Origin of the sequence: Streptomyces sp. NPDC001868 (assembly GCF_040297125.1) — a bacterium.
Classification (GTDB): Bacteria; Actinomycetota; Actinomycetes; order Streptomycetales; family Streptomycetaceae; genus Streptomyces.
Window position 1 is genome coordinate 22,957 of sequence record NZ_JBEOYO010000010.1, and the last position, 21,389, is coordinate 44,345.

23 protein-coding genes and 1 tRNA gene are annotated in these 21,389 nt (G+C 67.9%); 11 read left to right on the forward strand and 13 right to left on the reverse strand.

Features of this window, described 5'->3' with window-relative positions; genetic code table 11:
• The first annotated feature begins 172 nt into the window (after positions 1-172).
• From gnd to ABT147_RS14630, 7 genes are all read left to right on the forward strand, one after another.
• Positions 173-1,048, forward strand: coding sequence for a phosphogluconate dehydrogenase (NAD(+)-dependent, decarboxylating) (gnd, locus tag ABT147_RS14600; RefSeq protein ID WP_351405673.1), 876 nt, complete (start codon positions 173-175; stop codon positions 1,046-1,048).
• A 112-nt stretch (positions 1,049-1,160) separates the two neighbouring features.
• On the forward strand, positions 1,161-2,285 hold the full coding sequence (gene recF / locus ABT147_RS14605) for a DNA replication/repair protein RecF (RefSeq protein WP_351405675.1): 1,125 nt from the start codon (positions 1,161-1,163) through the stop codon (positions 2,283-2,285).
• Positions 2,282-2,815, forward strand: coding sequence for a DciA family protein (locus tag ABT147_RS14610; protein ID WP_351405677.1), 534 nt, complete (start codon positions 2,282-2,284; stop codon positions 2,813-2,815). Before recF ends, ABT147_RS14610 begins: the two co-directional genes overlap by 4 nt.
• Positions 2,816-3,210: 395 nt before the next feature.
• A complete protein-coding gene (gyrB, locus tag ABT147_RS14615; protein WP_351405679.1) occupies positions 3,211-5,274 on the forward strand; it encodes a DNA topoisomerase (ATP-hydrolyzing) subunit B in 2,064 nt (687 codons plus the stop codon).
• A 42-nt stretch (positions 5,275-5,316) separates the two neighbouring features.
• Complete coding sequence (gyrA, locus tag ABT147_RS14620) at positions 5,317-7,923, forward strand: DNA gyrase subunit A (protein ID WP_351405681.1); 2,607 nt, start codon at positions 5,317-5,319, stop codon at positions 7,921-7,923.
• Positions 7,924-7,941: 18 nt separating this feature from the next.
• Complete coding sequence (locus ABT147_RS14625; protein ID WP_351405683.1) at positions 7,942-8,775, forward strand: DUF3566 domain-containing protein; 834 nt, start codon at positions 7,942-7,944, stop codon at positions 8,773-8,775.
• Between the two features lie 169 nt (positions 8,776-8,944).
• A tRNA-Ile gene (locus ABT147_RS14630) sits at positions 8,945-9,021 on the forward strand.
• Between the two features lie 55 nt (positions 9,022-9,076).
• Here the strand turns inward: ABT147_RS14630 and ABT147_RS14635 are convergent.
• The 12 genes from ABT147_RS14635 to ABT147_RS14690 form a co-directional block, all read right to left on the reverse strand.
• On the reverse strand, positions 9,077-10,234 hold the full coding sequence (locus tag ABT147_RS14635) for a tyrosine-type recombinase/integrase (RefSeq protein WP_351405685.1): 1,158 nt from the start codon (positions 10,232-10,234) through the stop codon (positions 9,077-9,079).
• Positions 10,234-10,422, reverse strand: coding sequence for a helix-turn-helix domain-containing protein (locus tag ABT147_RS14640; RefSeq protein ID WP_351405687.1), 189 nt, complete (start codon positions 10,420-10,422; stop codon positions 10,234-10,236). The genes ABT147_RS14635 and ABT147_RS14640 overlap by 1 nt, the downstream gene beginning before the upstream one ends.
• Entirely contained in the window at positions 10,419-11,843 is a 1,425-nt protein-coding gene (gene repSA, locus ABT147_RS14645) for a replication initiator protein RepSA (protein ID WP_351405689.1), read from the reverse strand. The genes ABT147_RS14640 and repSA overlap by 4 nt, the downstream gene beginning before the upstream one ends.
• Positions 11,840-12,493, reverse strand: coding sequence for a DNA cytosine methyltransferase (locus ABT147_RS14650; protein ID WP_351405691.1), 654 nt, complete (start codon positions 12,491-12,493; stop codon positions 11,840-11,842). Before ABT147_RS14650 ends, repSA begins: the two co-directional genes overlap by 4 nt.
• Positions 12,493-12,705, reverse strand: coding sequence for a hypothetical protein (locus tag ABT147_RS14655; RefSeq protein WP_351406011.1), 213 nt, complete (start codon positions 12,703-12,705; stop codon positions 12,493-12,495). Before ABT147_RS14655 ends, ABT147_RS14650 begins: the two co-directional genes overlap by 1 nt.
• A 5-nt stretch (positions 12,706-12,710) precedes the next feature.
• The gene (locus ABT147_RS14660; RefSeq protein WP_351405693.1) at positions 12,711-12,893 is read right to left on the reverse strand and encodes a hypothetical protein; all 183 of its coding nucleotides are present in this window, start codon (positions 12,891-12,893) and stop codon (positions 12,711-12,713) included.
• 93 nt (positions 12,894-12,986) lie between these two features.
• Complete coding sequence (locus ABT147_RS14665; RefSeq protein WP_351405695.1) at positions 12,987-13,292, reverse strand: hypothetical protein; 306 nt, start codon at positions 13,290-13,292, stop codon at positions 12,987-12,989.
• Between the two features lie 14 nt (positions 13,293-13,306).
• Positions 13,307-13,498 (reverse strand): mobile element transfer protein, encoded by a 192-nt coding sequence (locus ABT147_RS14670; protein WP_055519984.1) that lies wholly within the window; start codon positions 13,496-13,498, stop codon positions 13,307-13,309.
• 19 nt (positions 13,499-13,517) lie between these two features.
• Complete coding sequence (locus ABT147_RS14675; RefSeq protein ID WP_351405697.1) at positions 13,518-14,195, reverse strand: DUF2637 domain-containing protein; 678 nt, start codon at positions 14,193-14,195, stop codon at positions 13,518-13,520.
• An 80-nt stretch (positions 14,196-14,275) separates the two neighbouring features.
• The gene (locus tag ABT147_RS14680; protein WP_351405698.1) at positions 14,276-14,443 is read right to left on the reverse strand and encodes a hypothetical protein; all 168 of its coding nucleotides are present in this window, start codon (positions 14,441-14,443) and stop codon (positions 14,276-14,278) included.
• Positions 14,444-14,526: 83 nt separating this feature from the next.
• Positions 14,527-15,888 carry an FtsK/SpoIIIE domain-containing protein gene (locus ABT147_RS14685; RefSeq protein ID WP_351405700.1) on the reverse strand — a complete coding sequence of 454 codons (1,362 nt, stop codon included), beginning with the start codon at positions 15,886-15,888 and terminating at the stop codon, positions 14,527-14,529.
• A 2-nt stretch (positions 15,889-15,890) separates the two neighbouring features.
• On the reverse strand, positions 15,891-16,220 hold the full coding sequence (locus tag ABT147_RS14690) for an SCO3933 family regulatory protein (RefSeq protein ID WP_351405702.1): 330 nt from the start codon (positions 16,218-16,220) through the stop codon (positions 15,891-15,893).
• Between the two features lie 191 nt (positions 16,221-16,411).
• Between ABT147_RS14690 and ABT147_RS14695 the strand changes: the two genes are divergently transcribed.
• From ABT147_RS14695 to ABT147_RS14705, 3 genes are all read left to right on the forward strand, one after another.
• Positions 16,412-16,732: a putative quinol monooxygenase gene (locus ABT147_RS14695; RefSeq protein ID WP_351405704.1), complete on the forward strand. Its 321-nt coding sequence runs from the start codon at positions 16,412-16,414 to the stop codon at positions 16,730-16,732.
• 32 nt (positions 16,733-16,764) lie between these two features.
• Positions 16,765-17,964: a helix-turn-helix domain-containing protein gene (locus tag ABT147_RS14700; RefSeq protein WP_351405706.1), complete on the forward strand. Its 1,200-nt coding sequence runs from the start codon at positions 16,765-16,767 to the stop codon at positions 17,962-17,964.
• Positions 17,965-18,838: 874 nt separating this feature from the next.
• Complete coding sequence (locus ABT147_RS14705; protein ID WP_351405707.1) at positions 18,839-19,414, forward strand: hypothetical protein; 576 nt, start codon at positions 18,839-18,841, stop codon at positions 19,412-19,414.
• 848 nt (positions 19,415-20,262) lie between these two features.
• On the opposite strand, the gene ABT147_RS14710 is transcribed toward ABT147_RS14705, so the two are convergent.
• Positions 20,263-20,610 carry a DUF6344 domain-containing protein gene (locus tag ABT147_RS14710; protein WP_351405708.1) on the reverse strand — a complete coding sequence of 116 codons (348 nt, stop codon included), beginning with the start codon at positions 20,608-20,610 and terminating at the stop codon, positions 20,263-20,265.
• A 408-nt stretch (positions 20,611-21,018) separates the two neighbouring features.
• On the opposite strand from ABT147_RS14710, the gene ABT147_RS14715 reads away from it, so the two are divergent.
• Complete coding sequence (locus ABT147_RS14715) at positions 21,019-21,147, forward strand: DLW-39 family protein (protein WP_003999697.1); 129 nt, start codon at positions 21,019-21,021, stop codon at positions 21,145-21,147.
• Positions 21,148-21,389: the final 242 nt, after the last annotated feature.

Here is a 21,389-nt window from a genome sequence, read left to right on the forward strand (position 1 = left end):
TTGTCCACAGTGCTGCGGGGCCCGGTGGATCACCGGGCCCTCGGTGCGAAGCCGCAGGTCGGGGCGTACTTATGAGCGCGTATGCCCACAGGTGTGCGTGAGCGTCCGGGTTTAGGCTCGTGCGTGGGTACGCAGGTGCCCTCATGCCACGTCGCAACCTAAGGAACAACTGATGGAGCTCGGTCTCGTCGGCCTCGGCAAGATGGGCGGCAACATGCGCGAGCGGATACGCCGCGCTGGCCACACCGTCATCGGATACGACCGGAACCCGGATCTCGCCGATGTCCACAGCCTCGAAGAGCTTGTGGGCAAGCTCAAGGGCCCGCGGGTCGTGTGGGTGATGGTCCCGGCCGGTGCCGCCACCCAGTCGACCGTCGACGAGCTGGCCGAACTGCTGCAGCCCGGCGACGTCGTCGTGGACGGCGGCAACTCCCGCTGGACGGACGACGAGAAGCACGCCGAGGAGCTGGCGGCCAAGGGCATCGGCTTCGTCGACTGCGGTGTCTCCGGCGGCGTCTGGGGCCTGGAGAACGGCTACGCGCTGATGTACGGCGGCGACGCGGAGAACGTCGCCAAGGTGCGGCCGGTCTTCGACGCGCTGAAGCCGGAGGGCGACCTCGGCGCGGTGCACGCCGGCAAGGTCGGCGCCGGGCACTTCGCGAAGATGGTCCACAACGGCATCGAGTACGCCATGATGCAGGCGTACGCCGAGGGCTGGGAACTCCTGGAGAAGGCCGACTCGGTGACGGACGTCCGCGAGGTCTTCCGTTCCTGGCAGGACGGCACGGTCATCCGCTCCTGGCTGCTCGACCTGGCGGTGAACGCCCTCGACGCGGACGAGCACCTGGACGGACTGAAGGGCTACGCACAGGACTCCGGCGAGGGCCGGTGGACCGTGGAGGCCGCCATCGACCACGCCGTGCCGCTGCCCGCGATCACGGCCTCGCTCTTCGCGCGGTTCGCGTCGCGCCAGGAGGACTCTCCGCAGATGAAGATGATCGCGGCGCTGCGGAACCAGTTCGGCGGCCACGCGGTCGAGAAGAAGTAGCCCACGGCACCGAAGCCGAGAACGGCCAAGAACGAACACACGCCCGGTCGACGAGAAGTCGTCCACAGGGCCGCTCGGCGGTCCACAACCCTGGGGAGGTCGGCACCCGACCATGCACGTCACGCATCTGTCGCTGGCCGACTTCCGCTCGTACGCCCGGGTCGAGGTCCCGCTCGACCCGGGCGTCACCGCGTTCGTGGGCCCCAACGGGCAGGGCAAGACGAATCTGGTCGAGGCGGTCGGCTATCTCGCGACCCTCGGCAGCCACCGGGTGTCGTCGGACGCGCCCCTGGTCCGCATGGGCGCCGACCGCGCGGTGATCCGGGCACAGGTGCGCCAGGGCGAGCGGCAGCAACTGGTCGAGCTGGAGCTGAACCCGGGCAAGGCCAACCGCGCCCGCATCAACAGGTCCTCGCAGGTCAGACCGCGTGACGTCCTCGGCATCGTACGAACCGTGCTGTTCGCGCCCGAAGACCTCGCCCTGGTCAAGGGCGACCCCGGTGAGCGGCGGCGCTTCCTCGACGAGCTGATCACCGCCCGGGCCCCGCGCATGGCGGGCGTGCGCTCCGACTACGAGCGGGTCCTCAAGCAGCGCAACACGCTCCTCAAGACGGCCGCGCTGGCCCGCCGGCACGGCGGTCGCACCATGGACCTGTCCACGCTCGACGTATGGGACCAGCACCTCGCGCGCGTGGGCGCGGAGTTGCTGGCCCAGCGCCTGGACCTGGTCGCCGCGATCCAGCCCCTCTCCGACAAGGCCTACGAGCAGCTGGCACCCGGCGGCGGCCCGGTCAGTCTGGAATACAAACCCTCCTCTCCCGGCATCGTCGGCCACGCGCGCGAGGAGCTGTACGAGCAGCTGATGGCCGCCCTCGCCGAGAGCCGCAAGCAGGAGATCGAGCGGGGCGTCACCCTCGTGGGGCCCCACCGGGACGATCTGGTTCTCAAACTCGGTCAGCTGCCCGCCAAGGGATACGCCTCCCACGGCGAGTCCTGGTCGTACGCCCTGGCCCTGCGGCTCGCCTCGTACGACCTGCTGCGGGCCGAGGGGAACGAGCCGGTGCTGATCCTGGACGACGTCTTCGCCGAGCTGGACTCCCGTCGGCGGGAGCGCCTGGCGGAGCTGGTCGCGCCCGGCGAGCAGGTTCTGGTGACAGCCGCCGTCGACGACGACGTACCGGACGTACTGACGGGGACGCGGTACACCGTGTCCGACGGGACGGTGGAGCGGGCATGAGCGGATCCGAGGGAACCCCGAAGCCTCCCGAGCCCTCCGGCGTGGACCTCGCGCGCGTGGCGCTGCGCGCAGCGAAGGAGGCCGCACGCGCGCGTGGTGAGGCCACCCAGCAGAAGAAGCAGGCCAGGCGCGGCGGCGGGCTGCGCTCCGGCGCGCGTGCCGACGGCCGCGACCCGATGCCCCTAGGCCCCGCGATCAACCGTCTGATCACCGAACGGGGCTGGGAGACACCGGCCGCCGTCGGCGGGGTCATGGGCCGCTGGCCCGAGATCGTCGGTGACGACCTGGCCAGGCGGTGCGTGCCGGAGCGGTACGACGAGGACGAGCGGGTTCTGCACGTGCGGTGCGACTCGACGGCGTGGGCGACGAACGTGCGGCTGCTCGCTCCGCAACTGGTCGCCCGGCTCAACGAGGATCTCGGACACGGCACCGTGCGGCTGCTGAAGGTCCACGGACCCGCCGGTTCCACCCGTCGCTACGGGCCGCTGCGTGCCCCGGGCAGCACCGGGCCCGGCGACACCTACGGGTGACCGTCCTCACATTTCCGGGCGCTTCCGCACCCATGACCGGGGGTCCTCCGCCGCCCGGCGAACGGCCGTGCGCTCCGGCGCGCGCGTTCGCGTGCGGTTGCGAACATCGACCTGACCCGGGAGTAGCAAAGGGTTGACACCCGGAAGCGCTGAGTGCCGCTGTGAGCCTCTTGGAGCCCCGCTCCGCATATGGGGAGTCGGGAGAGACCGGTTCAGGGCGGCACATGCGGACTCAGGTACCGGCAAACCCCCATCACGGTCGGCGCTACCGGTAGACTGGAAGCTAATCCCGCCCCATTCGTGGGGACCGCTTCGGAAACACCGTTCACCACAGACAAAGGCTTCCACCGCAACATGCCGCAGCCGCTCCGGCAAACCCGCCGGGAGCCTGGCTTGTGCTGTGCCAGAAAGGGCGCTTCGTGGCCGATTCCGGCAACCCCAACGAGAACATCCCGTCCACCGGTGCCGGCGCCAACGGCGAGGTCACAGCCTCGTACGACGCCAGTGCCATCACCGTCCTCGAAGGGCTGGACGCGGTCCGCAAGCGGCCCGGCATGTACATCGGCTCGACCGGTGAGCGCGGCCTGCACCACCTCGTGCAGGAGGTCGTGGACAACTCCGTCGACGAGGCCCTGGCCGGCCACGCGGACACCATCGACGTGACGATCCTGGCCGACGGCGGTGTCCGCGTCATCGACAACGGCCGTGGCATCCCGGTGGGCATCGTCCCGTCCGAGGGCAAGCCGGCCGTCGAGGTCGTACTGACCGTCCTGCACGCGGGCGGCAAGTTCGGCGGCGGCGGCTACGCGGTCTCCGGCGGTCTGCACGGCGTCGGCGTCTCCGTCGTGAACGCCCTGTCCAGCAGGGTCGCCGTCGAGGTCAGGACCGACGGCTACCGCTGGACTCAGGACTACAAGCTGGGCGTCCCGACGGCTCCGCTGGCCCAGCACGAGGCGACGGACGAGCACGGCACGTCGGTGACCTTCTGGGCCGACGGCGACATCTTCGAGACCACCGAGTACTCCTTCGAGACGCTCTCGCGGCGCTTCCAGGAAATGGCGTTCCTCAACAAGGGGTTGACGATCAACCTCACCGACGAGCGCGAGGTGGCGAAGGCCACGACCGGTGCGGACGAGGCGGGTGCCGACGAGAAGGACGAGGTCAGGACCGTCTCGTACCACTACGAGGGCGGCATCGTCGACTTCGTGACGCACCTCAACTCCCGCAAGGGAGACGTGGTGCACCCGACCGTCATCGACCTGGAGGCGGAGGACAAGGACAAGAGCCTGTCCCTCGAGGTCGCGATGCAGTGGAACAGCGGTTACAGCGAGGGTGTGTACTCCTTCGCCAACATCATCCACACGCACGAGGGCGGTACGCACGAGGAGGGCTTCCGGGCCGCGCTGACCTCGCTGATCAACAAGTACGCGCGCGACAAGAAGCTGCTCCGTGAGAAGGACGACAACCTCACGGGCGACGACATCCGCGAGGGTCTGACCGCGATCATCTCGGTCAAGCTCAGCGAGCCGCAGTTCGAGGGCCAGACGAAGACCAAGCTGGGCAACACGGAGGCGAAGACCTTCGTGCAGAAGGCGGTCTACGAACACCTCAACGACTGGCTGGACCGCAATCCGGTCGAGGCCTCGGACATCATCCGCAAGGGCATCCAGGCGGCCACCGCACGCGTGGCGGCCCGTAAGGCCCGTGACCTCACGCGTCGCAAGGGCCTGCTGGAGACGGCGTCGCTGCCGGGCAAGTTGTCCGACTGCCAGTCGAACGACCCCACCAAGTGCGAGATCTTCATCGTCGAGGGTGACTCCGCCGGTGGTTCGGCCAAGTCCGGCCGCAATCCGCAGTACCAGGCGATCCTCCCGATCCGCGGCAAGATCCTGAACGTCGAGAAGGCGCGGATCGACAAGATCCTGCAGAACCAGGAGATCCAGGCACTGATCTCCGCCTTCGGCACCGGGGTCCACGAGGACTTCGACATCGAGAAGCTGCGCTATCACAAGATCATCCTGATGGCGGACGCCGACGTCGACGGCCAGCACATCAACACCCTGTTGCTGACCTTCCTGTTCCGCTTCATGCGCCCGCTGGTCGAGGCCGGACACGTGTTCCTGTCCCGTCCTCCGCTGTACAAGATCAAGTGGGGCCGGGACGACTTCGAGTACGCGTACTCGGACCGTGAGCGCGACGCCCTGATCGAGCTGGGCCGGCAGAACGGCAAGCGGGTCCGCGAGGACTCGATCCAGCGCTTCAAGGGTCTCGGCGAGATGAACGCCGAGGAACTGCGCATCACGACGATGGACCAGGAGCACCGAGTCCTCGGTCAGGTCACGCTCGACGACGCCGCGCAGGCCGACGACCTGTTCTCGGTCCTGATGGGCGAGGACGTCGAGGCGCGCCGCGCCTTCATCCAGCGCAATGCCAAGGACGTCCGCTTCCTCGACATCTGAGTCGGTCTCAGCTGACCGCGCCAGAAAGGATCTTCACCAGCAATGACCGACGAGACACCTCTTCCCCCCACAGGTCCGAGCACTCCTGAAGAGGGCGAGATCGCCCTGCGCGTCGAGCCCGTCGGGCTCGAGACCGAGATGCAGCGCTCGTATCTCGACTACGCGATGTCCGTCATCGTGTCGCGCGCGCTGCCCGACGTACGGGACGGCCTCAAGCCCGTCCACCGCCGGGTTCTCTACGCGATGTACGACGGCGGTTACCGGCCCGAGAAGGGCTTCTACAAGTGCGCCCGCGTCGTCGGTGACGTCATGGGCACCTACCACCCGCACGGCGACTCCTCGATCTACGACGCGCTGGTCCGTCTCGCGCAGCCGTGGTCGATGCGGATGCCGCTGGTGGACTCCAACGGCAACTTCGGTTCCCCGGGCAACGACCCGGCCGCGGCCATGCGGTACACCGAGTGCAAGCTGAAGCCGCTGTCCATGGAGATGGTCCGTGACATCGACGAGGAGACCGTCGACTTCACGGACAACTACGACGGCCGCAACCAGGAGCCGACGGTTCTGCCGGCGCGCTTCCCGAACCTGCTGATCAACGGCTCGGCGGGCATCGCGGTCGGTATGGCGACGAACATCCCGCCGCACAACCTCCGTGAGGTCGCGGCCGGCGCCCAGTGGTACCTGGAGAACCCCGAGGCCTCCCACGAGGAGCTGCTCGACGCCCTGATCGAGCGCATCAAGGGCCCGGACTTCCCCAGCGGTGCTCTGGTGGTGGGCCGCAAGGGCATCGAGGAGGCGTACCGCACGGGCCGTGGCTCGATCACGATGCGCGCGGTCGTCGACGTCGAGGAGATCCAGAACCGCCAGTGCCTGGTGGTCACCGAACTCCCCTACCAGGTCAACCCGGACAACCTCGCGCAGAAGATCGCCGACCTGGTGAAGGACGGCAAGATCGGCGGCATCGCGGACGTCCGCGACGAGACGTCCTCCCGTACGGGGCAGCGCCTGGTCATCGTCCTGAAGCGGGACGCGGTCGCCAAGGTCGTCCTGAACAACCTCTACAAGCACACCGACCTGCAGACGAACTTCGGCGCGAACATGCTGGCGCTGGTGGACGGCGTACCGCGGACCCTGTCCCTGGACGCGTTCATCCGGCACTGGGTGACGCACCAGATCGAGGTCATCGTCCGGCGTACGCGCTTCAGGCTGCGCAAGGCCGAGGAGCGCGCGCACATCCTGCGTGGCCTCCTGAAGGCCCTGGACGCCATCGACGAGGTCATCGCGCTGATCCGGCGCAGTGACACCGTGGAGATCGCGCGTGAGGGCCTGATGGGCCTTCTGGAGATCGACGAGATCCAGGCCAACGCGATCCTGGAGATGCAGCTGCGCCGCCTGGCGGCCCTGGAGCGGCAGAAGATCGTCTCCGAGCACGACGAACTCCAGGCGAAGATCCGTGAGTACAACGAGATCCTGGCCTCGCCCGTGCGTCAGCGCGGCATCATCAGCGAGGAACTCGCCGCGATCGTCGAGAAGTTCGGCGACGACCGGCGCTCCAAGCTGGTCCCCTTCGACGGTGACATGTCCATCGAGGACCTGATCGCCGAAGAGGACATCGTCGTCACGATCTCGCGTGGCGGTTACGTCAAGCGCACCAAGACCGAGGACTACCGCTCGCAGAAGCGCGGCGGCAAGGGCGTACGCGGCACGAAGCTCAAGGAAGACGACATCGTCGACCACTTCTTCGTGTCCACGACCCACCACTGGCTGCTGTTCTTCACCAACAAGGGCCGCGTCTACCGGGCCAAGGCCTACGAACTGCCGGACGCCGGACGTGACGCGCGTGGACAGCACGTCGCCAACCTGCTGGCCTTCCAGCCGGACGAGGCGATCGCCGAGATCCTCGCGATCCGCGACTACGAGGCCACGCCGTACCTGGTGCTCGCCACCAAGGGCGGTCTTGTGAAGAAGACGCCTCTGAAGGATTACGATTCGCCCCGTTCGGGCGGTGTCATCGCGATCAACCTCCGTGAGAAGGAGGACGGTTCCGACGACGAACTGATCGGAGCCGAACTCGTATCGGCAGAAGATGACATCCTTCTGATCAGCAAGAAGGCACAGTCGATCCGCTTCACGGCGACGGACGAGGCACTGCGGCCCATGGGCCGTGCCACCTCGGGTGTCAAGGGCATGAGTTTCCGTGAGGGAGACGAGCTGCTCTCGATGAATGTTGTTCGACCCGGTACGTTCGTGTTCACTGCCACAGACGGCGGGTACGCGAAGCGGACCGCCGTCGACGAGTACCGCGTCCAGGGTCGCGGCGGCCTCGGTATCAAGGCCGCCAAGATCGTCGAGGACCGGGGTTCGCTCGTCGGCGCGCTGGTGGTCGAGGAGACCGACGAGATCCTCGCCATCACGCTGTCGGGCGGTGTGATTCGTACGCGAGTCAACGAGATCAGGGAAACCGGCCGTGACACCATGGGCGTCCAACTGATCAACCTGGGCAAGCGCGATGCCGTGGTCGGCATCGCTCGTAACGCCGAGGCGGGGCGAGAGGCGGAGGAGGTCGACGGCGGCGACGCCGTGGACGAGTCCGTCGAGGGTGCTGTGTCGACCGGTACGGACGAGGGTGAGGCGCCCTCGTCCGAGTAGCACGAGGAGTGAGTCAGCGTGAGCGGAGCCACGGGCGCCGGATCGTCCGGTACTTCGGCCGGCAATTCGACCGGGTCGGAGGCGGACGGCGGCGGCCGTGGCTCCGCCGCGCGTGCGATGGACACGCACACGACCCAACTGAAAGCGATCAAGCCGAGTGCGACCGATTCGGCCACGCCCTCGCCCGAGAAGCCTGGACCCCAGGGGGGAACCGTGACGGACACCCGTGGTCCGCAGACCCAGCAGCCCGCGCCGGGCACCCCGGCCGCGGCGCCGGGCGGGCCCGGCCGCAAGGCTCCGGCGCAGCCTCAGCCCCCGGCTCAGGCCCACGCACAGGCTCCGGCCCAGGCGGGTGGTTCGGCACTGCCCGGTGAGCGGCAGTCGCAGCAGCAGTCCGGTCCGTACCACCCGCCGCAGGCCTACCAGCCGACTCCGGAGGGCTCGTCCCGCAAGCCGCGTACGGGAGCGCGCACGACGCCTCGTACGCGCAAGGCGCGGCTGCGGGTGGCCAAGGCCGACCCGTGGTCCGTGATGAAGGTCAGCTTCCTGCTCTCCATCGCCCTCGGCATCTGCACGGTCGTCGCGGCCGCGGTGCTGTGGATGGTCATGAACGCGATGGGTGTCTTCTCCACGGTCGGCGCCACCATCTCCGAGGCCACCGGCTCGAACGAGTCCAACGGATTCGATCTGCAGTCGTTCCTGTCCCTGCCGAACGTGCTGATCTTCACCACGGTCATCGCGGTCATCGACGTCGTCCTCGCGACCGCCCTCGCCACCCTCGGCGCGTTCATCTACAACCTCTCCGCGGGCTTCGTGGGCGGCGTCGAGCTGACGCTCGCCGAGGACGAGTGAGCACGGTCACGACCTAGGGGAATCGCCTACGGGGACGGCGCCGAACGCCGTCCCCGACGGTGTGCCCCACCGCGTCACGGACCCCCTCCGGGTATCGATTTTGGGACTCCCCACGTCGTGCGCTAATCTTCAGGAGTCAGCGCGCGGGACACACACCGCAGAGCGCGGCGGGGCTATAGCTCAGTTGGTTAGAGCGCATCCCTGATAAGGATGAGGCCACAGGTTCAAATCCTGTTAGCCCCACCAGCCAAAACACCACCTGCTCTTTGAGTAGGTGGTGTTTTGACATCTACGGCTGACATCAGCCGATGATTTGATCTTCCAGTAGCTCGGCGAGCATCTCGGTTGCTTCGCGTTGGTCGGAGCCGACTACGTGTGTGTAGACGTCCATGGTCATGCTGATCTGGCTGTGCCGGAGGATCGTCTGAGCCACCTTGGGGTGCACCTTCAGGAAGGCGAGCAGGGTCCCGCAGGTGTGCCGAGCGAGCCGAACTGTGATCCGACGCACACCGGCCCGCTTCACGAGGGCGTTGAAGGCTCGGGAGAAGCCCACCGGATCGGTCAGCCCGCCGCGCTCCGAGGAGAAGATCACGTCATGATCCGGCTCTTGCCCCCAGGAGTCCCCAACGATCTGCCGTTCCAGATCTTGCAGTACCCGACGCTCTTCCAGGGCGCGGGCGCAGAACTCCGGAAGCGGCAGCACGGCCGTCGAGGAATCGGTCTTGAGGTCCTTGAGGATCAGTCCCACGCCCTTCTCCCGCTGCACCTGCTTGGTCGGGGTGAACTGCCGGTTCTCGAAGTCGATGTCTTGCCAGCGAAGGCCCAGCACCTCGCTCCGACGTAGCCCGAGGACGAGGATCAGAACGCAGGCCGCGTAGAAGCGGTGAGCGCGGGCAGTCCGCAGGAAGCTGATTGCCTCACGCGCGCTCCAGGCCCTTCCCTTGTCCTTGCTGACCTTGGGCATGTCGACCAGGAGCGCGACGTTGCGCGTCAGCAGCTCCTCACGCATGGCGCGGTTGAGCGCGTTCCGGAGCGTGCGCAGCACCTCGAAGCGGGTAGCCGCGGGAACCTTCTCGCGCGTCAACGCGGCCATGCACGTGCGGATCTGTGCTGGCGAGAGCTTCACCATGGGCTTCTTGCCGAGGTGAGGCACGAGGTAGAGCCGCACCTTCGACTCGTACTTGACGTAGGTGTTGTGCTCGCGATCCGGCTTCACGATGTGCTCAAGCCAGTAAGCCAGCCACTCCCCGAGACTCCAGGACCGGGACGGCATCGGGATGCCGTTGCGTTCCTGGTCTTGGAGCTTGCCGAGCTTTTCGTTGGCTTCGTCCCAGGTGGAGCCATAGACGTACTTCCGGACCCGGTTGCCGTCGGTGTCGGTGACGTAGGCGGCACCCTGGTAACGGCCGTCCTTGCGCTTGGCGATCGTTCCGCCGCCGTTGGGTCGACGCTTGGCCATCAGCCGGCCTCCCTCATCCGATCGACGATGAAGGTCCGTACAGCATCGGCGGGTATGCGGCGGCAGCCGTCGACCTTGATGGAGACGAGACGGCGCGTGCGGATCAGGTCGTAGACCTTGGTCCGGCCCATCCTGAGCTTCACCATGACCTCCGGCACGGTCAGCAGATCCGGGATGGCGGTGGTCATGCGTCGGCTCCTTCAAGGTCGAGTTGGTTGTGCCGTTCTTCGCGGGCGGTTTCGCGGTTGAGTTGGATGTCCCGGCGGATGGTGGCCGCGAGCCAGGATTCGCCGGGGGTATAGCCGTGGCCGGCGTAGGTCCAGTGGGCGAGCGTGAGTGTGGTTGCTTCCGGGGTGTCGTCGGGGTCGGGCAGACCGAGGGCCGCGCGGTGCTGGGCAGCGCGGTAGTCGGCCCGGACCTGGCGGAGAGCGCCGAGGGTGGTGGAGTAGCGGCGGGACTTGGTGGAGAAGTGGCCCCGGAAGCCGAGCATGTGAGCCCAGTCCCGGAGCTTGCGATCCGGGTAGAGGGCGTGCAGGTCTAGGCACGCTTCGATCAGTCGGCGGGGGTGGTCGGGCACGCCGAGGAGGACGAGGGCTTCCTTGTTGCCGATCCGGCGGTCCACGGTGCCGGTGGTCTCGGCCGCCTTCGTGGCGTACTTCGCGACGTACGAGGCCACGGCCTGTTCTGTGATCTCTTCGCCGTGGCCGAAGGCGCCGATCGGCTGTACATCGAGCTGGGTGCCCCATCGCAGCGTGCGGGCCGGCTCGATGCGCGCTGGCTGGTCGGCGTTCGGCTGGTGGCGGGCCGGGGGCACGTCGACAGCGACGCGGGCGGCGGCAGCGTGGATTGCGTCGGTGAGCAGGTCGACGCTGGCCCAGGCCGGGGGCGGGGAGTCGGGCCCGTCCGGTCCGTCGAAGCGGATCACCGCATGGAAGTGCACGGCCCCGCGCTTCTGGTACTCAGCGACCTTGCCGAAGGACAGCCGGGACTGTTCGCGGGCGGCTTTCTGCGTGAGGCCGGCTCGCTTGGCGATCTCGCGGCGGAGGTAAATCGTGAAGTAGCGCCACAGGTCGGAGGCGTGGTTGTTCCACAGCACCGCGCCCGCGTAGTCGTACGAGGCCGCGTCGAGGGCGGTGCCGAGTTCGGGCGCGTCTTCGGGGTGCCGGGTGCCGCAGCGGCAGGGCTGGTTGCCGGGGCGGTTGTGGACGGGGCCGAAGGAGGGGGCTGTGAGGGTGGCGAAGACGCGGGGGTGTTCGCGCACGGTCTCGGGGGTGCCTTTGACGGGGTCGCCGGTCAGGCCGGCGCGGATGAGGTGGTAGGTGTCGCCGGCGTAGGTCCAGGCGCAGGCCGGGCAGCGTGAGGCACGGCGGTTGCCGCAGGCGATGCGGAGCATGCCGCCCGGCTCGGTGTCGGTGGAGTAGGCGTGCAGAATCGTGCGCGTGCTCGGGTCTATCGTCTTCGTGCCGCCCATCAGCCGGATGGGGTCGGAGCAGCCGCCGGTACGGCGGATCTGCTCATTCCAGCGGTCGAAGTCGGCCGAGCCGGCCACCCTCAGCACGTCGGCGAGGGTGGCCGGGTCGAGACCCGCCAGGGTGGCGGTGTCGGTCACGCAGCCACCCCCAGCCGGGAGGCGAGGAAGGCACGGCCGATCAGCTCGGTGTAGGCGGGCGGGATGCACTCGCGGATGCCGTCGCGGTTCATCCACGGCACGCCCATCACGCGGCGGGCGTGGTCGACGCCGGAGAAGTTGCCGATGAACTGGCCGAAGTGGCCGGGCGGGACGGGGCGGCCCATCTTGGCCTGCGGGGCCGTGTGCCGGGGGTGGCGGGGCTGGACGAGGGAGAAGCCGCCGCCGGTTTCGAAGTAGCGGTGCCGGTAGGTGTCCAGGCCGAACATGGGCCCGCACAGCAGCACGGGCGTGCGGAGCTTGGGCAGCGCGCCGCGCACGTTCTCGATGACGAAGGGCCGTCCGGTCGCTTCGAGGGCGGCGCGGGTCGGCGCGATCAGGTCGGGGTGGGCGTTGCCCTGGAGACGCTGGCAGTCGCTGTCGAACTGGCAAGGCGGGGAGGCGTGAATGAAGTCGAACCCGGCTCCGTGCTCGCGGACGTAGTCGAGCGCGTCCGCCTGGACGAACCGGTACGGGTAGCGGGGCTGCGGGACGAGGTCGACGCCAGTGACGTCAAGGCCGGCGTCCTCGTACCCCTTGGCGGCGCCGCCCTGGCAGCAGAACAGGTCCAGGACCCGAAGCGAGGCGGTCATCACTTGCCCCCCTTGCGGTGGGCGGGGCCGTGGTTGTCGGTGTAGTCCTGGACGAGGGCCTTGACGTCGTTGTCGCCGTTGGCGTGGTCCTCGGTGCCGCAGCCGCCGCACACGTAGTCGCCCTGGGAGCGGCTGTACTTGGTGCTGGCCTTGACGCGCAGGCCGGGGCTGTCCTCGGTGGGCGTGAGGTCGGCGGGGAGTTTGCGGAACATCCCGGTCACCGCCGGGTCTTCGCGGAGGCGGACGCGGGGAGGTTGTGGCCGGTGCCCCGGCAGACGTTGCAGACGACGCTGAGCAGGACGCGGGAGTCGTCGGAGTGGCGGGCGCCGGTGGTGATCGAGACGACGGGGAAGCCGTCGCAGTTGCGGCAGACCGGACGGTTCGGGACGCGGGAAGGCATGATGAAGGTAGCCCTTTCGGATCGGGAGATCGGGAAGTGGTGGAGCCGTCCGGGGCGGCGGAAACTTGGCGGTTGAGGCCGCCCCGGAGGGTGTTACTTGCCGAGCGCGCGAGACGATCCCTTGCGCTTGGCGGTGCGGCTGAGCGTGTAGGTGATGCCGCAGGTCGCCGACAGGACCGAGACGAGCGACGCGGCGATGACCTGGGTGACGTACGCGATGACCAGCAGCACGACCACGGAGCCGGCGGTGATGACGAGGGTCAGCACGATCGGACCCTTGTAGGAGCGCGGGGCTTCCTGCACGATCACGACCTTGCGCACGTCGGTGCCGGGCGGGATCTGCTGGTAGACGTGGGCGGGGATGTGTCCGGCGCGGCGCTGTTCGTCGGGCAGTCGCATCGGGGTACCCCCTCTCAGGCCGTGCAGCGGTGGGTGCGGGCGGCGAGTTCGGCCGCCGACCGGTCGCCGTATTCGGACGAGAAACCGCACTTCGGGGCGGTGCACGCGGCCGTGTGCTTGGTCTGGCCGCGCCCGTTGTAGAAGGAGCCGACCTTGACGGGACCGATGCGGATCACGTCGTAGAAGGTGTTCGGGCGGCGGGACATGGGTGAACCTCCTTGTCTGTCAGGCGAGTTGGGCGGCGATTGCGCCGGCGAGGTCGTCCGGGATGCCGAGGCGGGCGCGCAGGGTGGCGGTGTCGATGTCGGTACCGGTGCGGGCGCGGTGGTCGGTGGCGACCTTGCGGGCGTGGTCGACCAGCGCCGGAGGCACGACCGGGGCGTTCACGGCGGGGACCGGTTGAGCGGCGGGCAGTTCCGGCACGGACGCCGGCTCAGGCGCCGGGACCGGGGCCGGGGCGGGCGGTTCGTCGCGGACCGTCTCGACCTCGACCGGAGCCGGCTCCTCACCGGCCGCCGCCGGGGCGGAGGGCACGTGGTCGACGGTGGGGGCGTGGACGAGGAGCGTGCCGCCGAGGAAGGCCAGCGCGGGCCAGCCAGCCACGAGGATGCGCAGCCAGGCCGGGACCGCGTTCAGGTCGAGGAGTCCGGCGGTGGCGACGTTGGCCCCGAGGGAGGCGGCCAGGGCGATCACGAACCAGGTCCAGGCGGCGCGGTCGCGGCGGGCGGTGCGCAGCCGGCGCCACGCGGCGACGAGGAGCAGGTCAACGCTGATCGGGTAGGCCCATGCCTTCCAGCCGGACTGTCCGGCCGCTTCGGCGAGGTCGTGCAGGTGGGCGAAGGACAACGCCCCGGCGATCACGGCCTGTACGAGTACGGCGTCCGGGCGGATCGAGCGGGTCACAGTCTTCACCTCCTTCGCGGGATGTCGGGCCGGGGCAGGGCGGGGAGCAGGTGTCCGGCCGCCCGGCCCCGGGCAGGGGTTCAGTCGTCGGCGGGGATCTCGCCGGCACCCAGGCAGTTCAGGCACAAGCCGGTCTGCTGACCGACCGCCCGCTGCTTGCGTCCGACGCGGACCGTGCGGGAGACCTCACCGGTACCGCCGCACGGCGAACAGGGCTTGGTCTGCGGTTTCGCGGGTTTGCGGGCCATGAGCGATCTCCGTTCGGTTTTCGGCATGGCGCGGGTAGGGACATGGCGCGGGAGCGGTCACGCCGACCGTGGAGCAGGGGGTGTTACTCGGCGCTGAGCTGCGGCTGTACCAGCGGCGGCACGGTCGGCATCGGCGGCACGACTAGCGGCGGCGGGGTCATCCGGGCGACCGGCTTGAACGGCGCCAGGAACGGCAGATCGGGGGTGAGGTGGGCGAACTGGCGGCAGACGGCAGCCGCTTCGGCCGGGGTGATCTCGGGGGTGCGGATGCGGGACCAGCCGCCGGAGGTGTCGCCGGCCACCGCCGTACCGGGACGGTTGGCAGCGATGCCGGTGGCCGCCACGACCGCGTCCGGGGAGATGTCCGACAGCCCCATCTCGGCACTGGCCTTGTCGTTGACACGGTGCACCACACGCCCGGTGAGCTGGGCCCGCAGAGCGGTTGCACCACGACCGAGGTCGGAGCCGAACCGCTGCCCGCACACCTCCAGGAAGATCCCGATCGCACGGGCCATCTGACCCAGCCGCACCAGTTGCATGACCGTGCGGTCGCGGGCTGGCTCATCCTTCTTGGAGATCACCAGGAACAGTTCCGCGATCTCGTCGATCAGCACCACCAGCGGCACCGGCCGAAGACGCTCGGGCAGCTCCCACAGATCCGACACCCCGTGCAGGGCGAGGAGGTCGAAGCGCTCTTCCATCTCGACGACCAGCGCGTCTATCAGCCGTGCGGCATCTTCCGGGGTGGTGACCAGCGCCGACAGCCGGGGCGCGTAGCGGCTCTGCTCCACACCGCGCTTGCAGTCGATCCCGATCAACCCCACCGGCAACTGCGCGAGCCCCTTGATCAGACTGCGCTGATAGACCGACTTCCCCGACAGCGTGGCCCCGAGCGTCAGCGCCATCGGAACCGCGCGGTAGTCACGCTCGAAGACCGTTCCGTCCTCCCGCAGCGCGACCGGGACAACCAGATCACGGGACCGGGCCTTGCGCGGCAGACGGACCCTGTTGAGCACGTCGTAACCGGTCATCCGCAGCTCGACATAGCCCGGCTTGATCTCCGCCACCGACACCGAACGGACACCCCAGGCGTGACGCAGGCGCTCGGTCGACGCGGCGATGTCAGCGGGCTCCAAGCCGGCGGGGAGACGGAGCGTCACCCGCAGACCGGTCGAGGTCGGGGCAACCCGGCGGACCTTCGGCGGCACCGGCCGAACCTCCTGGCGGGCCAGGTTGCGGGCCACGAAGGCGCGGAAGCGAGACGGCTGCACCGTCAGCCCGCACACCTCCATGGTCGAGCTGTAGGTCCAGGTGAACCGGCCCCAGGTGACCGGCAGACCGACCAGCGACCAGTACGCACGGGGAGCGCGTGCCTTCGCGTAGCCGAGCCCGCCGGCACCAGCGGCCACGGTCCCGAGTTCCACCCAGGGGGACAGGTCGGCCATGATCAGGCCGCCGAGGTGACCGCGACCGCGCGGAACGAGATCCCGTGCCGCTTCTGGCCGTTGAACTCGTTCTCCCAGTCACGCGCCTTGAGGCCGATCACCCGCACGGGCATGCCCGGCGCCAGGCCCTCGGGGAGACCGGTCTCCGGCACGGTCACCTGGTAGAGGTTGCCCTCACCCTCGTCCGAGACCAGCAGGCCCACGGTCGACAGACCCGCGTTGGTCTCGCGGTCCACGGCCCGTTCCCCGGTCTTCTTGTTGACCATCTTCGGTTCGGGCGCGGTCGCCACGAACACCACGGCGGTCGAGAGGTCGATTTTGAAGGACGGCATTATGGAGTCTCCCTTTGAGGGACAGGCCCCGGGCTGCGTTGTGATCTTGGCGGATGGCACGCAGTTCGGGGCCGCTTGTGTTCCGACACCACCGAAGCTACTCGCAGAAAAACTGCGAGTCAACAGAAAAGCTGCGACTAGTAGGAGAACTCCGAGTCTGCGAGACTAGACGTGACAAGGAAGGTGGAGATATGAGCAACTTTGGGCTTTTTGTTCGCTTTACGTTGCGCGACGGTGCAGGCGAGGCGTTTGACGCGCTGGTGGAAGCGACCACCGCAGGCATTCGGGCACACGAGCCCGGCACGCTGATCTACTCGTGCCACGAAGTCGAGGGCGCGCCCAACGAGCGGACCTTCTACGAGCTGTACGCCGATCACGCAGCTTTCGAGGAGCACGAGCGCCAGCCCCACACGCGCCACTTCCTCAGCGAGCGGGACAAGTACGTCGAAAAGACCGAGGTTGACCGGCTCCAGCCGTACGCCGGCAAGTACCCGACCGGAGCCGACAAGTGAGTGGCTCAGACACCGTCACTGTCGGCCAACGAGTGAAGGAGCTGCGTCGAGCCGCAGGCATGTCCCAAAGCGACCTCGCCGCCGCCATGGGACGCTCCGAGAGCTGGGTGTCCCAGGTCGAGAGAGGCGTACAGCCCGTCGAAAGGCTGTCGATCCTCCAGGGCCTCGCCGATGCGCTCAACGTGTCCGTGCGAGAGGTGAGGGCCGACGCTGCACCCGCCGAAGAGGCCCCGCCTGAGGACCTGCCGAAGAGCAATGATCTCGACGGACTACGTGTAGCACTGACCGGCCACCCTGCACTGGCCAGCTTGTTTCAGCAGGCTCCGACCAAGCCCGAGCCATCACTCGCTGACTTCCGCCGACAGGTGGAGGAGGCATGGGCACTTGCGCACGCATCGAGCTACGCAACGCTGAGCGATCACCTCGCTGAACTCCTACCGAGCATCGAGGCCGCAGTGCGCCACGCGCCGGCGGGAGACCGCACCGAACTGCATGCCTTGCGCGCCAAGGCGTACCAGGTAGCCGCAGCGAGTTTCACCCGGCAAGACCAGGCGGACGCGGCATGGATCGCAGCCGATCGGGCGCTACAGGCAGCCGAGCTAGCAGGTCAGCCCTTGGAGGTTGTCTCCAGCCTGTTTCGCATGGCGCATGCCTTCATGCGGCAGCAGCACATGGAGCAGGCCGAGCAGGCCGCGAAGTCGGCGGTAGCCGTCATGGCTCCCAGGGCGGAGGCGGCGACGTGCCCACCAGAGGAACTGTCTCTCCTCGGCGCCATGAATCTGGTTCTTGCCGTGATCAATGCGAGGGAGGGGCACCGGGGTCCAACACGCCACCACATCGAGCGAGCACGAGAGATCGCAGCGCGGTTGGGTGGGGACCGAAACGACTTCGACACGGAGTTTGGGCCGACCAACGTCGAGATCCACGCTGTGAGCACGGCGGTCGAACTGGGGGACGCAGGCCTTGCCCTGGAAGTAGCTGAGCAGGTGGACGCATCGGCACTCTCGAATGAGCGGCAGGCCCGTTTCCTGCTTGACGTGGCGCGGGCGCACGCGCAGCGGCGACACGTCGGGGAAGCCACAGCCGCGCTTCTGGAAGCCGAGGCCCTCACACCCGAGCAGATCCACGATCACTACTTGGCACGCGAAATCATCCGGGACCTGATCCAGCTCTCAGAGCCCCGCGTGCCTGGTCCGCTGCGCGACTTGGCCGATCGAAGCGCTGTCGTCTAGCCGAGCTGTTACAGGTTTCTCTACCTCATCAAGCCCTCCGCCCATCCGGGCGGAGGGAGGGTGGGGGACTCAGCCTGTGGGGTCTGGCCGGCCTCAACCGTGGCGCACTTGGGATGGAACAGAACACCACCACGCCACCACTGGGAACATCGGCTCTCTCTCGCTTCACCGGCCTCAGGGGTTGTCGCCTCAGCCCTAGCTTTGCGGCCCACGGTTGGGCGGGACCCGAAGGGGTTTGGAGGCTCTTGGCCTTCGGCCATCCGGTCGCGCTGGCCCACCGGCTTTCCGGTCGCCGCTACGAGGATGCACACCCCACCGGCCCGCACTGCGGGCCGGCGCGGGCTCGTGGCTCGGGGCTTCGCTCTTGCCTTCGGCCCGCGCCGCCCCGGCCACGGCCCCGCGCCACTCACGTTGCCCCGGGGTGCCCCTCGTTTCACGCTCCGACCCCGCCAAGGACCGATGCCCCGGACCGGGCCTGACACCCCACCACGACCCGACATCACCAGGCCCCAGCACAGGCACGGCATGACCCCACAGCAGGTACACGTGATCCGCCACGTACCCGACAAGACGATTTGTGATCAAAAGCAGGTGCGCCACGGTTGAGGCCGGCCAGACCCCACAGGCTGAGCTGTGGTGGGGCCGGTGGGGGCGGGGGCGGTCGGTTCCGCGACTTTAGCCAGCCACTTTGGGGGGAGCCTCGAAGATCATGGCCCCAACGTCGTGCTTTACCGGGCAGCTCAGGAGACTGCCCGACCCGCCGGAAGCTTACGGGGCCATGATCACTCCCCCCAAAGCAGCTCCCGGCCAAAGTCGCTCCACCGACCTTCGCTACGAGGTGCAGCCGCTCACATCGGACGGTACCGTCCGATAGGTGAAGATTCTCCGCATTCTTCAGCCGGGGCGCCAGCCCCGGGATATGAGACAGAGGCGGGACGAGGAGCGACGACGGGCCATGGAGCCGCGCCAGGCCGGGGAGCCGAGACAGGTTGCGGAGCCGCAGCCACCCCTCCCACTTCCCGAGCGAGAACCTGAAGATCCTCCCCTTGATCTCTTCCGGGGCAGACTTCGGATGTTCCTCTGGACAGTGGTCGTCGCGCTTCCGCCTTTGGCGGTCGTACTCGTACCCTGGGCTGCAGGGAAGGTTCCTCATCCGGGCCCGGCGCGCATCGTCGGTAGCCCGGAGCTGGTTCTTACTGGAGTCCTCCTAGCCATTGCAGGCGTCTACGACCTCATCGTCACCCCGTTGAGGACGAGCGCCACGGCCTACAAGTTCATCATGACGGGTTGCTTACTTGGCACCTTTTTTCCTGCCTTCATCGCATATCTACGGGTTGCGAAGGTACCCGAGGAGCTGCCCGATACCTTGTCCGTAGCCCTCGTGCTTGTGAGCTTTGGGCTGTGCATCACCTTGGGAAGCCTGTCGGCGTGGGCGGCAGCGAAGGGATAGATATGAACGATGCGATCGCGGTGATCTCGATCGTTGTCGGTGTCGCTGCAGCAGGCTTCGCGGCTCTGGTTACTTGGAGGTACACCGGTACCCGCGACGCTGAGAACGCACCTGCGGCCGTAGAAGTCCAGGTAAAAGACGACAGCGGGAACATGGAGTACCGGTCCTTCCACGTTACGCATCTGCAAGCTCGGCGACTGCTCACCATGATCGGAGCAGTCGGTCACGAAGTGGACAACAGCCCGCAGAGGCCCACAAGGTATACGCCGCCTGTGCGGCATCAGCTACACAAACTTGGATAGCGGCGATGCATGTGCCATGAGTGCCCTATTTGAACGGGCCACAGGCGAGCAACAGCAGGTGAACACCGCTACACGCCCTAGAGCACAGGTCGGCACCATGGCAATTCAGGTGCTGCTCGCAGCGCGATCTTCCAAACTGGTACTCCAGACCGGAGCGAACCCGTTCTTGTCAAGACGGCCCCCGGCGGCTGACATCAGCGGCTGACACCAACAAGCGCGAACAGCAGCGGTCGGCGCCGAACCTCAGCGGACCGTCAGTCGAGGCGCAGAGCTGGTTGGCCGATGTCGCAGGTCTCCGATGATCGACCTGATAAGGATGAGGCCACAGGTTCAAATCCTGTTAGCCCCACCAGCATGAAGACCCTCAACCGATGTCGGTTGGGGGTCTTTGTCGTTCATGTCGTTCAGGGCGGTGGCCGAGGAGTGCGAATGACGAAACCCCCGGCCCATTCCGGCCGGGGGTTCTCTTTGTTCTCCGAGGCTGTTCCGCGGGGCGTCGTACGCAAGATCGCCACTGTGATGGTGCGGGTTACCGCCTGATCCACATCAGCGCTGAAGGGGTGGGACGGGCCCTTCGGCCTGCGGGAGAGAGGGCTCCAGGGCGGCGGCGTCAGGGGCCGCCGAGTCCAGCGGCGTGCGGTGGCGGCAGGAGGGCGAGGAACCGTGGGCCTCGGCGCGGATGCGCTGCTTCATCGTGGGGGGCAGGGCGCGGTCATGGGACCGGGCCGGTAGGGCCATCGCCGGCGTCGTCGTGGTGGCCGCGCAGTTGCGGGTGGTCTCGGCCTGCGGTACCGCGGCCGAGGCCGTGGTCGTGATCAGACCGAGCGCCGTGCAGAGTGCGAGAACGGCGGTGACGATGGCGGTCCACAGCTTCATGACCTTGTTCTGGGCCATGGCCCCTCACTTTCGGGTTGGGCGATTTGCGTACTTTCCTCATGATGTGTATGTGGGCTCCGAAATCGCGGACCGACGCCCATGGCGCGTGGATGTTCAGATGAACACCACTCGGATGGGTGCAAGGGCTCGGAAAGATCCAGGAGGCCCGCAGGGGGCCGCAGGAGAGCACAGGAAGGGGACGGGGCGAGGTGGGCGGGAAAAGAGGCGGAGTCCGCCGGTCCGTCGAGGTGTGCGAGATGTGAGGGACCTGTGTGATGAGCCTGCGATCGGAACAGTGGCATCCGGTTCTACTGAGGCCTTCCCGGCGGGAGTTGAGGGGCCGACGCAGGTCACCGATCGGTCTCGGTCGGTGTGTATAGTCGGGCGCCAGAGGTCCCCTACGTCAAGGAAAGACGAGGTCGCGCGGTGAAGAAGCTTCTCCTGGTCGCACTGGCCGCCATCGGCGGGCTCCTCGTGTACCGCCAGATCCAGGCGGATCGCGCCGAGCAGGATCTGTGGACGGAGGCGACTGACTCCGTGCCCACGGGTTCGTGAACATCGACATCAGTCTCAGAGCAGACCCCGGCCGCGCTCGCGGTCGGGGTTTTGTGTCGTTCGGGCACCTCGCCCCTGTCGTCCCGGACGTTTGTGTGCATTTCGCCGAGCTTGGATTCGCTTCAGCGAACGACGTGCTTGCGGCAGCGAAACGGCGGTCCGCGTAGAGGCGGTTTTCGGCCGCTCCTCCCCAGGAACTCGGGCATCGGCGCCTACGGACCGGCAGGATGGGCGCGTTCAGG